This is a genomic window from Halomonas sp. BC1, assembly GCF_002078135.1.
Taxonomy (GTDB): Bacteria; Pseudomonadota; Gammaproteobacteria; order Pseudomonadales; family Halomonadaceae; genus Vreelandella; species Vreelandella stevensii.
Genome location: NZ_LFGS01000019.1, coordinates 471,316 through 483,955, shown reverse-complemented (window position 1 = coordinate 483,955; position 12,640 = coordinate 471,316). Strand labels below are relative to the sequence as shown.

Below are 12,640 nucleotides of genomic sequence, written 5' to 3'. Positions count from 1 at the left end.
CCAGCTGGTGCAGCTCATGCTCGCCGATCTGTTCGGCCAGTGGCAGGCAGGCAGCGTCGGCCTTGAGCGACAACCCCATGGCCTCCAGCCGATGGCGGGTCAGCACCATGGCCGGACGTGAGCCCGATAGCGCCGCCAGCGCCGCCAGCGCCGCCACCGAGCGGCTACCCTCCAGCGCCTGCACCAGCAAGCGCTGCTCACCACTGCGAATCACGACAGGTAAACCACGGCGAATATCAAAAATGGCGCGTTCAATGTGATACATGTAGGCCTCCGGATTGCCTGGTCGTCTGAACAAAGGTCACTTGCGTTGCGCTACCTGGCCCCGCATGATCAGTGGGTGTATCCAATAGGGAAGCGTTATGCCCGACTCCAGTTCTTCTGCTCGATACTCCCCGGCCCTCGATGATGAGGCTGCCTGGGAATGGTTGATCGCGTTGAGTGCCACGGCACAGCGCATGACCGAGGCGTCTACTCTTCCCCCTGAGGCCCAGACGCCACAGGCCGCTGGGCCGGACGTTCAGCAGTGGCTCGATTGCCTGACCCCGCTGGCCGCCAGGCCCCAATGGGTGGTCGCGCAGCTGGGCCAGAGTTTGGATGGGCGTATCGCCACGGAAAGCGGCCATTCCCACTACATCAACGGCCCTGAAAGCCTGGTGCACCTGCACCGGCTGCGCGCCCTGGCCGATGCCGTGGTGGTGGGCGCCGGCACCGCTGTGGCCGACAACCCCCAGCTCACCGTGCGCCATGTCGATGGGCCCAACCCGGTTCGCGTGGTGCTGGACCCGCGCGGTCGCGTGCCCACCACATTGGCGCTGTTTCAACCAGGCGACGTGGCGACGCTGCACATCACCGGACCTCAGGTAGCCCCGCTGAACAGCGCTGCCGAGCAGTGCTGCCTGCCGCTGAATGCCCATGGGCAATTTCAACCCCACGATGTCATTGCACTGCTGGCAGAGCGCGGATTGCACCGCGTTCTGGTGGAAGGTGGCGGCATCACCATTTCTCAGTTCATCGAAGCCCAGGCCGTGGATCGCCTGCACCTGCTGGTGGCCCCGCTGTTGATTGGTTCGGGGCGGCCCGGGCTGGTGATGACCCCCATCGACACCCTGGAGCAGGCGCTGCGCCCCACGATGCGCTCGTTCCGATGCGGCGCCGACACGCTGTTCGACGTCGAGCTGCGCCGCTCCTGACTCGGCAGCCCCCATGACCCCACCACCCGAAGCCGAAGAGGCCGGAGGGCCTGCCGGGCTCGCTTGACCGCGCCGAGCCAGTGCCACGGGGATCCCCGGCAGGCTGGACAGCAGCACCAGCACGCCATACGCCAGCGAAATGGCCACACCCTGCGCAGGCGGCATGCCCACCAGCATCCATAAACCTGCTGCGGCGCCTTCGCGTACGCCCCACCCGGCTACCGAGAGCGGCACCAGCATGGAAAGCAGCAGTACCGGTGCCAACGCCAGCAGTTCAAAGGCAGGTATCGGACTACCGATGGCCCTGGCCGCGCACAGCATGACCAGGCCATAGCTGATCACGATGGTCAGCGACGAGCCCAGTTGCAGGGGCCATACGCGACGCTGAAACAGCCCCCGGCGCAGATCGCGCCCCAGCGTTTGGCACCAGCGCGGTAGCGCCAGCCGTTGGCGACGCGTCCAATGTATCAGCAGCGCCAGTCCTGCCAGGCCAAATAGGGCGCCAGCCGCCAATGACATCAACACCGTAGGGCCCAGCGCAGCGTGCCACAGCGGCGATGCCAGCAGCGCTGCCAGCGTGAGCAGCGCCACGGCCACCTGACCAGACGCGCGCTCGATCACCACCGCCCGCCAGGCGCTGCCACGAGAAGTGGCCTGGCCCGCATGGCGGTGCGCGCGCCCGGCATCTCCAAGCACCCCGCCTGGCAGCAGCTGATTGACCAACAGCGCCAGGTAGTATTCACGCAGGGCGTAGCCAAAACGCAGCGGCACGCCGATCAGCCCCGCCGTGAGCTGCCAGCGCCACGCACTGAGCATGACTTGCAGCACGCTGATGGCCAGCGCCAGAGCCATCCAGCCCAGCGAGAAGCGCTGCACTTCGGCCATGATATCGGCAGGTTCGACCCACAAGGCGAGCGCCAGCAGCAGCATGCCGCTGACCAGGCAACGTCGTACCCAGGGCGCACGCCAGCCACGCGCGAGCACTCTGCTACCCCGCCACCGCTGGCAGTGCCAGCAGATCGTGATGGCCTACCCACACACCCCATTGGCCACGCTCCACGGCGTCCAGCCTGGCCGTGCGCCATTCGGCAATACGCGTGGCCGCTTCCGGCGCCTGCTCCGTGGCGGCGGCGGCCCAGCCCTCTATGAGCGAGCGAATCAGCGGCTCATGGGTGGTGTCTCCTGCGGCCAGTTGCCAAGGCGTGGCAGCCTCTTCAAGGCTATACCCCCGGCGCTTGAGCGCCTCCGCGAGCGCCGCATGGGCGTGGCCTCCTAGCGCCTCGCCCAGCCCCTTGTCACGCTGCTGGTGGGCATTGAACAGGCCCCGTACGAAGCGATCTTCGGGGTGATCGAGTGGCTGGTGCTCCGCATCGATGAAGCACCACTCCCCCGTCACGCTGAGACTGACCAGCAGCGCCTGCCGCTGCTCGGCGCACTGGGCGGCCAGCGCATCGATCCACGGCTGGGAGACCAGATCGATGAGCGCCGAGGCACTGACCACATCGGCTTCCAGCAAGGCAGAGTGCGCCAGCTTCGCCAGCGAGGTGCAGTGGGTTGCCACTTGGACGGGCTGGCCACGGGCATCGTGGAGCTGCATGGCACGGCCACGGGCTTCCTTGAGCAATTCAGGGTCGTGGTCGAACAATGCCCAGCGCTGAGGAACGCTCAGCCGGGGCACCAAAAACTGTACGTTGCTGCCCCGCCCACAGCCCAAATCTGCCAGGGTGATGCTATCACGGTTGGCCAGCCAGGCATTCAAACCTGCTACCAGCGCGCTGCTGCGCGACTGGCTATCCACGCGCTCGCGCTGGCTGAGCCAACTGGCCGCAAACTGGCTGCCTGCGGGCATGTTCGGCGCGACCCCCATGTTCAGCGCGCTGGCAAACTGGGCACCCGCCGCCTGCCAGTCATTGAGTTCTCCGCGTGCGACCGCAGCGCCTGCCCGCAGCGCCGTGCGTAGGGCCTGGTCAATGCAGAACTGCTCCAGCGCCGCCTGCAATGCGGGCACATCGCCAGGCGCAACGCTCAAGCCAGCGCCTTCGGGTAGCGTATCGCGCAAGGCGCCACCGGTGGTGGTGATCACGGGCAGGCCATGGGCCAAAGCTTCGGTCACCACCATGCCGTAACCTTCGTACCAGGAGGGCAGTACCAGCGCGTGAGCCCGGTGATAGGCAGCTTCCAGGGTGGCGGCATCACACTCACCGTGCAGCGCGATGCGCTCGCCCAGGTGATGCTCTTCCACGCGCTGGCGAACGCTGGCGCTGAACTCGGCGTCTCGCTCGGCACCATAGCAGTCACACTGCCAGGGCAGATGGGTCAGCCCTGCCAGCGCCTTGACCAGCACGTCCTGCCCCTTGCGTGGCGTCAGGGTGGCAACGCACAGCAAGCGCAGGGGTTCACCCTCACGCGGCGCCGGGCTGATAGGGGCATGCGCCACGCCAGGCTCCACCACGCTGATCGGCGCAGTGAGCGGCACGGCGTACTGCTCGGCCAGCGCCTTCAAGCGCCGCGCGGTGAAACGGCTGGTCACGATGATACGCGCCACGCAGCCAAGCCCCGTCAGCTCACTGCGGTGCAGATGCTGCTGCTCATCGCTGGACAGCCCCTGCTCATCCCCCAGCGGGTGATGCAGCAGCGCGGTCAGGTCCAGCCTGTCGGCATGTCGTGCGACCACGTCGGGCAGCGCACCTACGGCCAGGCCATCGAGTATCACTCGGGCGCCTGACGCCTGCTGCTCCAGCGCGTGGGCCAGGGCGCTCGCCGCGACCTCATCGGCCAACGGGAAGCACCCTTCCAGGCCCACCACCGTCACCTGGTGGCCCTGCTCGCGCAGCGCCTCCACGATGCGGGCATCATAGAGATAGCCGCCAGTACGCTGGCCAGGGTCGCCGGCCACGATCAGGGTAAATCGTTGGCTCATAGCTCGCCTTCGTAGCTTGCCCAGGCCACATGGGATTCATGCAGCTTGATTTCCATGCGGGTCAGCCCCTTGGCAGTCTCTCCCATCCTGCCGCCACGAATCGCTTCGGCCAGCTGGTCGAAAATCACCTTGGCCATGAATTCGGTGGTAGTGTTCTGGCCGGTAAACTCGCTCACCTCGTCCAGGTTGCGGTAGTTGTATCCCGCCAACACTTCCTTGACGGTTTCACTGGCCAGCCCGATATCGATGACCAGGCCATCTTCATCCAACGCGGGGCGCTGAAAGATGACATCCACCACATACGTTGCCCCATGGGTACGCTGCGCAGGGCCGAAGACCTCCCCTTTGAAGCTATGGGCAATCATGAAATGGTCACGAACACATAAACGGTACATGGCAACTCCTTGGGTTATTCAGGTTCATCCTGAACGGGGTAACGAATGCGATGGCACAATGCCTTGCTGCCCGGGCCAAACAACGCCAGCGCCAGGGCAGGCAAGTCCATGAAATTGCTCTCACCGCTGATCAAGACATCCAGCGTCGGGTCGGCCAGCAGGCGCAACGCCAGAGCCAGGCGACGCTGGTAGTTCCAGCGAGGTTGCAGCTTGGCAGGCAGTTGGCCCACCTGGCTGGCGCGCAGGGTCAAACGTTGGGAATGGAACGCGCCGCCCAGGGGCAGCGCCACGTCACCCTCCCCGAACCAGCTCATTTCGATCACGCGCCCTTCCTGGCCCACCAATGACATGGCCAGGCGAAGGCCCTCAGGATGACCGCTGGCATGAATCACGCAATCCTGATCCGCAGGGGCCTGCTCCGGCAGGGCAAACGGCACCCCCAGCGCATCGGCCAACGCCTCACGCTCGCCATTGATATCGATGAGCTGCACCTGCACCCCAGCAATACGCGCGCACAGGTAAGCCACCAGCGCACCCACGACGCCGCCGCCCACGACACATACCCGTTCACCCAGCATGGGGTTGGCGTCCCACACGCCGTTGATGGCCGTTTCCATGTTGGCGGCCAGCACCGCCCGGTAAGCCGGTACGTCAGCGGGCACCGGCACCACCATGGTGGCCGGGACGATATAGCGGTCCTGGTGGGGGTGAAGACAAAATACGGTCTGGTCGACCAGCGCCTGAGGGCCATGGGTCACGCGGCCTACACTGCAATAACCATATTTGACAGGGCCAGGGAACTCCCCCACCTGAAAGGGCGCGCGCATACGCTGGGTCTCGCTGCTCGGCACACGGCCATGAAACACCAGCGACTCGGTGCCTCGACTGACGCCGCTGTAAAGCGCACGCACACGCACATCGTCTTGGCCCATGGCAGGGAGAGATTCGGACTGAATTGCACCGTGGCCTGGGCGGGTGACCCAAAAGGCCTGAGCGGTATCAGGCACTGACATGACATTTCCTTATCGTTGAAGCGCAAGTTCCCTGCGTTGACCCAAGCCTTTGCAAGAGTTGGCGACTTTTCAAGGGCTAACCTATAGCTTAGCTTAGAAAAGAAAACGGTCTATTAACGTTTATTAACCTTCGTGACGCGGCTCGACAGCTCACCAGCAAAGCACAAGCAGCGCGCCATATCTATACAATAATGATACATTGATAAATTATTGCACCACTAATTTCAACTGCGGATGACGATGCCGCTTCGAGAGCCTTCATGCCCCCAGCCTCACACACTTCGGAATCGCCACGCTTCAATCGGCTTCATAGCGGCCTGGAGCTGCTGCTGGGGGGCCTGTTACTGGGCGGTTTGGGATGGCTCATGGGTCCGCTCATGGCGAGTGCCGCCAACTGGTGGTTAGCCGCCGGCTTATATGCCGTGATGAGCGCGCTAGTGCTGTTGTTTTGGCCCTACGGTGCGCTGGGCTGGGCGAATAGAGTCACCCTCGTGCGTGGTGTACTGGTGGCACTGGTGGCTGGCGCCCTGGTGGGCGGCGCCTTTCAACAGGCCATTGGGCTATGGCTGGGTGTCGCCATGATTGCCCTGCTGCTGGACGGCGTGGACGGCTGGATTGCCCGCCGCACCCACAGCCACTCGCCCTTTGGCGCACGCTTTGACATGGAGCTGGATGCCCTGCTGATCCTGCTATTATGCCTGGCCCTGATGCGCGCAGAAGCCCTGGGCCCCTGGGTATTGCTGATTGGCGCAATGCGCTATGGCTTCGTGGCAGCAGGATGGCTGCTGCCTTGGCTAGAGGCGCCGTTGTACGACAGCTTCCGCCGTAAACTGATCTGTGTCTGGCAGGTCACGGCACTCCTGTTGGCACTGACTCCCTTCACCTCCTCCCTTTACGCCAGCCTGCTGGCCCTGGGAGCCCTGCTCAGCCTGGCTTACTCCTTTGGGGTAGACGTATGGTGGCTGTATCAACGGCGTCCGCGTCGTTGATGCTCATGACGAATAGCGCCAGGCTCACTCTAAAACCTGATAGGATTCCGTCCATTCAAATACCCGACCCACATACTCGGGTATAGGTATTCACTGGTTCTTCAGATAACGTGAGCCGTTTGCGATGACACCTGTAGCCCTGCTCTTTTTAGCGGTTTCCATGTCGGCGGATGCCTTTGCTGCATCACTCAGCAAAGGGGCCGAACTGACCAAACCACGCTGGCGACATGCCTTGGGCATTGGCCTGATATTCGGCACCATCGAAGCGATCACCCCAGTGCTGGGCTGGGTAGCAGGCAAGGCTTCTCAACAGTATGTGGAAGCCTGGGACCACTGGGTCGCGTTTGTACTGCTGACCGCCATTGGCCTGCACATGATGTACGAAGGGCTCAAAAAAGAAGAGCAGGTAGCCCACCGCAAGCAAACGCTATGGCTGCTGGTACTGACCGCCATTGCCACCAGCCTGGATGCCATGGCCGTCGGCGCCAGCCTGGCGTTTATCGACGTGGATATCATTACCACCAGCCTGGCCATCGGCCTGGCGACCACCGTCATGGCCTCGATGGGCACCTTGCTTGGCCACAAACTGGGGCGCTACGTAGGCCACTGGGCAGAACTGATAGGCGGGGTAGTATTGATCGGGATTGGGGTGATGGTACTGATAGAGCATACCGGCGGTGGCGTTACCGGTATGCTACAGGCACTGTAACCTGCGTAGCCTCATGTACATCACCCGCAGGGTAGCCCATGAGCCACCCTGCGGGTAATCAGGAGCGATGTTTAGCGCTCATCCAGATACGCTTGCACCACCTTCCCCAACGACGCAATGGCTTCGTTGCGTGCCTCGAACGATGCGTCTGTTTCGGTGAGGTAGAACACAGCCACGGTGGGCGCCTGCTCAGGAGGCCAGATGATGGCCGTGATGGAACGAGAGCCATAGCCACCTGCGCCGGTTCTATCGGCGATCACCCAATCGAAAGGCATGGCGGCACGAAACAGCCCATCGGCCACGGCGTTGCCCTTCATCCAGTCTTGTAACTGCTGCCGAGATTCCGGGGTGAGCACATCGCCCAGCACCAGCGTTTCCAGCGTGGCCAACATGGCATTAGGCGTGGTGGTGTCGCGCTCATCCCCGGGCGTGGCTTCGTTCAGCTCGGTCTCGAAACGGTCGAGCCGCGTAACGGAATCGTCCAGGCGGCGCGCAAAAGCCGTGATGGCTTCCGGCCCGCCCAGGGCTTCCAGTATCAGGTTGGCCGCCGTGTTGTCGCTGGTGGTCATGGTGGCATCGCACAGCTCGAACAGCGTCATTGGCTGGTGCCCCGCATACTGCTCGGTCACCGGCGAGTAAGTCACCAGCGCCGATTCATCGAAACTGACCTCGGTATCCAGCGCTAGCCGCCCTTCATCCACCTGCTCCAGCAGCGCGCCACACGCCAGCGTTTTGAACGTGCTGGACATGGCAAAGCGCTCATCCGCGTTCACCTCCCAGCGCTGGCCCGTGGCCAGATCATGCGCCGCAAAGCCAATGCGCGCGTCCAGCGCCTGTTCGATACGCGCCAGCTCAGCGCTGATAGGGTCGTCTTGTGCCATTGCAACAGACGAAGCGAACAGCACGCACGCCGATAGCGTGGCACGCATCCAGCGTGGTTGGCGGTGATTCATGGGTAACCTTCCTGGGCAGTAAGGGAAAATAGACAACATGAGTGTAGCGCTATTCTTACGAGGGGCTAAAACGCATCAGCAGCTCCGGCGCTCCCGTGTGTTCATCCTGCTGTTCGCCCATGCGCACAAAGCCGCGCGCTTCGTAAAAACGAATGCTGGGCGTATTCTGGGCATAGACGGTCAGTTCCAGCCATGCTCGACGGCGTTTGGCATCTTCCAGTAGCGCACTACCCAGGCCACGGCCTTGCCCCTCTGGCTGCACGAAAATCGCGGCCAGGGTGTTCTCGTAAAGGCTATAGAAGCCCACCACCTGGCCTGAGGTTTCGGCTACGTAGGTTTCTGAGGCGGGAAGGTATCGCTCCCGCATGGCATCGCGCTGGGCGTGCCAAAAGTCAGGCTCGATAAAATCATGCGCCTGGATAGACGCCGCCAGCCAAATAGCCAGCACGGCCTCCATGTCGTCCGCCTGAAAGGCACGAATACGATAGTGATGTGAGTGAGCGTGCATGACATGCCTACTGAAGCAGAGCGTGAAGTGCCTGAAGGCTCTCGGGCGAGGCCTGGATACGCTGGCAGTGGTTGGTTTCTTGCTCCCAGGTAGCCGCCGAGGCCACATGCAAATGCACTGCCACCCTGGCATCGGTCTCGCCTTCCAACAGCCCGGCAGGCACCCACATCCAGTCGCTGCCGCGCAGTTGATTCGGCACCGGACTACCGCAGGTGGCACAAAAGTCGCTGCGATAGCCGCTTTCCCGCTGATACGAGCGGACATTCCCCTGCCCCGAGCGCCACTGAAACTGCTCCCCCGGCACGAAGGTGGCCGCATTGGCCGCCGCGCCGGTGGCCTTGCGACATAACGAACAGTGGCACTGGTACAGGTGAGGCAGCTCACCCTCGATCGTGAACGCCACTTCCCCACACAGGCACTCGCCCTTCATGTTCTGCTCCTTGAAAATTCTCCGCACGCCATCGCTGGCTACGCCATGCTGGGGTTATACAGAATCACCTCATCCCCGGCACCATAACCGCTGACCACCGCCGCGCGGGAAACCCCCAGGGTCGATTGATACAGTTTTTCCGCGAAGTTGCCTTCCGAGGTGGTCACCATCACCGCCCCGACACCGCAGCCCAGGCCTCGCACGTGGGTCTTGAACGGTGCCAATGACTCCACGATGAGCCGCTTACCCAGCCCCTGGCCCGCCGCGTCGGGATGAATGCCGATCTGCTCCAGCTCGATGATGCTTTTTTCCCGAAAGCCGTTCTTTACGCACCACAGAATATAGCCACGCACCACGCCCGCTACTTCTACCACGTAGTACACGCCCCGCGGGTAGGCGTTAAACGATGCCTCGATCCACTGGGCATGGTTCTTCTCGCGGGGGAAACAGGCCTGATACACCTCGGCCATGGCGGCAATATCGCTTCTTTCTGCTGCTCTTACGGTCACTTTAAAATCCTTTTCTTGCGGGCTTACATCATGACTTTTTCAAAACCAAAAACTCTAGCCTGTGTGCCTTGCTGCCCCGCGCCTCGTCGCCTGGAGCGGGGTAGTCACGGTGGTAAAAAGAGACGATCTTGAAACCACACTTGTTGACATAAAAGTGGATGTTGCGCTTTTCGAAGTACGGCGTGTGGGTCACCCATACCCGCGTGGCGGGGTACGCCTGCTCGATAGCCTGCCAGGCACGGTAGCCCACCCCACGCCCGAGGGAGTTGGGCAAGAGGTAGAACAGATCCAGAGTATTGCGCTAGGTCGATGCCTCCAGGGTGACAATTGCACCGCCCACTTTCTCGCCATCCAGAAGGATGTGATGCACCACGGCATCGGGGGCAGTCAGGGATTGGTCGATATCATCATCCGATGGAATCAGACCCGGCTCTACCGCACCAAAGGCCTCTTCCACGGCCACGCTGAACGAGGCCTTGAGTTCTTGCTTGAATGCATCGAATGTCGAAGCGTCGGCCAGCGCCAACGTGACGTTAGAGGAGTGTTCCATGGCAGTGCCCATCCGCTTAACGAGAGTATCCATCAACCGCTTAGGCTAACCGCTGCCAGGACGTTTTGCCATCCTGCGCAGCCCCTACAGCCCCGCTTTAAAGCTGAATCTCGGTCACGACCTCGGTCTTGACGGAGTTGGCGATAAAGCACTTTTCATGGGCGGCGTGATGGAGCTGTTCGAGCGTCTCGACAGAAGGTGCCTGCGCTGCAAACAGCGCTTTGGGCCGCAGTGTCACCCTGGTCATGGCGATTTTCCCGTCGCTGCCCTTCTCCATCACCCCCACGGCGTGGTCCACGTAGCTTTCCACCACCAAGCCCTGCTGCGCAGCAAGGGCCAGGAAGAACAGCATATGGCAGCTGGAAAGCGAAGCCACGAACGCCTCTTCCGGGTCGACGTTGGCCTCCACCGAGTAGGGCAACGGCACCACATGGGGCGATGACGACGCCGCCACACGGACGCCACCATCGAACACCCACTCGTGCCCACGACTATAGCGCTGATCTATAAAGGCTTCATCGGCCCCACGGGCCCAGTGAATGGAAGCGGTGTATTCGGCCATGAGGGTTCCTTTGGCTCAATCGCTGGGTGCGAATACCTTCAATGCGTAAACGCAGAATACAGCTTAAATGGAAGACTCGTTGATACTGACAGCACGCTCTTGCGCGAGCTCAATCACTGCGTGCCCCAGTTGAACCAGCGTATCAAAATTGGGCCTGGTTTCAGGTTTTAAGGAACGATAAGCACTGGTGCGACTTTTGATACCTGCTTTCGCAATCACTTGACTATGACCAAATTGTTCCACATAAGAGCGAATGGCGGCTTGCAAAATATCGGCGCGTCCCTCTTTCATCGACTCCCAGGAAGCCTGCTTAATGACGGCTTCCATTTCTTGAACGTTAACAAAAACGTCTGCGGATTTTTGCTCACCTTTGGTAATAGCACGCAGTGTTGCCGCAGAAAGCTCGTTGCCGCTCCAATTGAGGGATCCTTCTGGTGTTAAGGAAAAACGCTTGAAATCCTTGATCTCAGAAAAGGGAGGCTTACTGAAGTAAGCTGTCAGATCAGCGCGGCCGAAGTAGCCATCGCTGAACGTTAGCGCCAAGGCATGACCTGAAATGACATCAACATCCACGATTTTTAGCATACGTCACCTAGCTTACCCGGGTTTTCGCCATTCACTGCTTTGTGCCACATCACCATCAACTGTTCACGGTGATCGAAAATATGGCTCTCCGCTCTCTTACGCTGCTTGTTAGGTAGATAGCCCTCCAGGCACTCACCCGTTTCAATCGCAATGATCAGTTCGTAGCTACCATACTTCACATGAAGGTGGGGTAGCTTATGTTGCTTGTTATCAAAAAAATACAAGCAAAAAGAAAGGCCTAGCAACGCATCAATTTCCGGCATGGTATCTCTAACGCCTGTTACTTCAATAGACTATAGCAACGTATCCTTGAAGAGACAAAATAGAAAATTTTCGAGACACGGATAGTCTACGCTGGGTGCATGAACGGCGATGGCCTCGAACAGTCAGAACCACATCGCAACAGGAACACCATCAGGAGAGCAAGATATGCGGACAATAGTGCTAGGCGGCACCAGCGTACCCCGTATTGGTCAGGGCACCTGGCACATGGGCGAGGATCCCAGGCAGCGGCAGGCTGAGGTCAGGGCGCTGCGTGAAGGCCTGGATTTGGGGATGACGCTGATCGATACCGCCGAGATGTATGCCGAGGGCGGCGCTGAAGAAATCGTGGGTGAAGCCATTCGTGGGCGGCGCGAGCAGGCGTATCTGGTCAGCAAGGTTTACCCCCACAATGCCAGCACCCAAGGCGCTCAAGTCGCCTGCGAACGTAGCCTGCGCCGATTGGGCACCGATACGATTGATCTCTACCTGCTGCACTGGCGCGGCCAATACCCGCTGAGCGACACCGTGGAAGCGTTTGAGCGGCTACGCGAGCAAGGCAAGATCCTGCGTTGGGGCGTATCGAATTTCGACGTTGACGACCTGGAAGAGCTAAACGCGCCCGCGTGCGCCACTAACCAAGTCCTCTACAACCCCGAAGCACGAGGCATCGAATACGACCTGCTGCCCTGGCAAGCCCAGCAAAACATGCCGCTGATGGCCTACTGCCCCATCGGGCAAGGCGGCGCGCTACTTCAAGACGGCACCCTGCAACGCATCGCCGACAAGCACAGCGCCACCCCCGCGCAAATCGCGCTTGCCTGGGCACTGCGCCACCCTGGGGTGATTGCGATTCCTAAAACTGTGAATCTGGGTCACCTCACACAGAACGCTGATGCAGATAAGGTCAGGCTTGATGATGAGGACCTGGCACAGATGGATGCCGCCTATCCGCCGCCAACACGCAAGCAGGGCTTGATGATGGTGTGAGCAATCGCCTTTGACCTCCTCCCCTCCCTCAGCTTGCGCTGCCGTCTGACGACGGAAAGGAAGGGGATTCCCT

Annotated in this window: 16 protein-coding genes and 2 pseudogenes; 4 read left to right on the top strand and 14 right to left on the bottom strand. The window is 61.2% G+C overall.

The annotated features are described in order from the left end of the window. Window positions 1–265, bottom strand: a pseudogene (locus tag B7L72_RS16285) (GTP cyclohydrolase); the annotation flags it as partial. A gap of 97 nt (window positions 266–362) precedes the next feature. Here B7L72_RS16285 and B7L72_RS19015 point away from each other — a divergent pair. After that, window positions 363–1,193 carry a RibD family protein gene (locus B7L72_RS19015; RefSeq protein ID WP_081195732.1) on the top strand — a complete coding sequence of 277 codons (831 nt, stop codon included), beginning with the start codon at window positions 363–365 and terminating at the stop codon, window positions 1,191–1,193. Window positions 1,194–1,310: 117 nt separating this feature from the next. On the opposite strand, the pseudogene B7L72_RS19010 reads toward B7L72_RS19015, so the two are convergent. The 4 genes and pseudogenes from B7L72_RS19010 to B7L72_RS16260 form a co-directional block, all read right to left on the bottom strand. Beyond that, window positions 1,311–2,123 (bottom strand): annotated as a pseudogene (locus B7L72_RS19010) (lysylphosphatidylglycerol synthase transmembrane domain-containing protein); the annotation flags it as partial. A 58-nt stretch (window positions 2,124–2,181) separates the two neighbouring features. Then, entirely contained in the window at window positions 2,182–4,113 is a 1,932-nt protein-coding gene (locus B7L72_RS16270; RefSeq protein ID WP_081195540.1) for a glycosyltransferase family 4 protein, read from the bottom strand. Next, on the bottom strand, window positions 4,110–4,508 hold the full coding sequence (locus B7L72_RS16265) for a 6-pyruvoyl trahydropterin synthase family protein (protein ID WP_081139066.1): 399 nt from the start codon (window positions 4,506–4,508) through the stop codon (window positions 4,110–4,112). The genes B7L72_RS16270 and B7L72_RS16265 overlap by 4 nt, the downstream gene beginning before the upstream one ends. A gap of 14 nt (window positions 4,509–4,522) precedes the next feature. Further along, on the bottom strand, window positions 4,523–5,521 hold the full coding sequence (locus tag B7L72_RS16260; protein ID WP_081195538.1) for a zinc-dependent alcohol dehydrogenase: 999 nt from the start codon (window positions 5,519–5,521) through the stop codon (window positions 4,523–4,525). 260 nt (window positions 5,522–5,781) lie between these two features. Here B7L72_RS16260 and B7L72_RS16255 point away from each other — a divergent pair, with 260 nt between their 5' ends. Continuing rightward, window positions 5,782–6,510 (top strand): CDP-alcohol phosphatidyltransferase family protein, encoded by a 729-nt coding sequence (locus B7L72_RS16255; protein WP_081195536.1) that lies wholly within the window; start codon window positions 5,782–5,784, stop codon window positions 6,508–6,510. Between the two features lie 124 nt (window positions 6,511–6,634). Further along, window positions 6,635–7,219, top strand: a complete 585-nt coding sequence (locus B7L72_RS16250) for a manganese efflux pump MntP (protein ID WP_016914633.1) — start codon at window positions 6,635–6,637, stop codon at window positions 7,217–7,219. 71 nt (window positions 7,220–7,290) lie between these two features. On the opposite strand, the gene bla is transcribed toward B7L72_RS16250, so the two are convergent. The 9 genes from bla to dhiT all read right to left on the bottom strand — a co-directional run bounded on the left by bla (window position 7,291) and on the right by dhiT (window position 11,579). Continuing rightward, complete coding sequence (gene bla / locus B7L72_RS16245; RefSeq protein WP_371827789.1) at window positions 7,291–8,211, bottom strand: class A beta-lactamase; 921 nt, start codon at window positions 8,209–8,211, stop codon at window positions 7,291–7,293. A gap of 16 nt (window positions 8,212–8,227) precedes the next feature. Continuing rightward, on the bottom strand, window positions 8,228–8,680 hold the full coding sequence (locus B7L72_RS16240) for an N-acetyltransferase (protein WP_016914635.1): 453 nt from the start codon (window positions 8,678–8,680) through the stop codon (window positions 8,228–8,230). A gap of 7 nt (window positions 8,681–8,687) precedes the next feature. After that, window positions 8,688–9,110, bottom strand: a complete 423-nt coding sequence (locus B7L72_RS16235) for a GFA family protein (protein WP_016914636.1) — start codon at window positions 9,108–9,110, stop codon at window positions 8,688–8,690. 38 nt (window positions 9,111–9,148) lie between these two features. Beyond that, complete coding sequence (locus tag B7L72_RS16230; RefSeq protein WP_016914637.1) at window positions 9,149–9,619, bottom strand: GNAT family N-acetyltransferase; 471 nt, start codon at window positions 9,617–9,619, stop codon at window positions 9,149–9,151. 28 nt (window positions 9,620–9,647) lie between these two features. Continuing rightward, a complete protein-coding gene (locus B7L72_RS18760) occupies window positions 9,648–9,893 on the bottom strand; it encodes a hypothetical protein (RefSeq protein WP_217806089.1) in 246 nt (81 codons plus the stop codon). Between the two features lie 27 nt (window positions 9,894–9,920). Beyond that, window positions 9,921–10,169: a hypothetical protein gene (locus tag B7L72_RS18755; protein WP_217806088.1), complete on the bottom strand. Its 249-nt coding sequence runs from the start codon at window positions 10,167–10,169 to the stop codon at window positions 9,921–9,923. Window positions 10,170–10,266: 97 nt separating this feature from the next. Continuing rightward, window positions 10,267–10,731, bottom strand: a complete 465-nt coding sequence (locus B7L72_RS16220; protein ID WP_081195534.1) for an OsmC family protein — start codon at window positions 10,729–10,731, stop codon at window positions 10,267–10,269. A gap of 63 nt (window positions 10,732–10,794) precedes the next feature. Continuing rightward, window positions 10,795–11,316, bottom strand: a complete 522-nt coding sequence (gene dhiA / locus B7L72_RS16215) for a type II toxin-antitoxin system antitoxin DhiA (protein ID WP_016914639.1) — start codon at window positions 11,314–11,316, stop codon at window positions 10,795–10,797. Next, entirely contained in the window at window positions 11,310–11,579 is a 270-nt protein-coding gene (gene dhiT / locus B7L72_RS16210; protein WP_081139058.1) for a type II toxin-antitoxin system toxin DhiT, read from the bottom strand. The genes dhiA and dhiT overlap by 7 nt, the downstream gene beginning before the upstream one ends. Before the next feature lie 166 nt (window positions 11,580–11,745). Between dhiT and B7L72_RS16205 the strand changes: the two genes are divergently transcribed. Next, entirely contained in the window at window positions 11,746–12,567 is an 822-nt protein-coding gene (locus tag B7L72_RS16205) for an aldo/keto reductase (protein ID WP_081195532.1), read from the top strand. Window positions 12,568–12,640 lie beyond the last annotated feature (73 nt).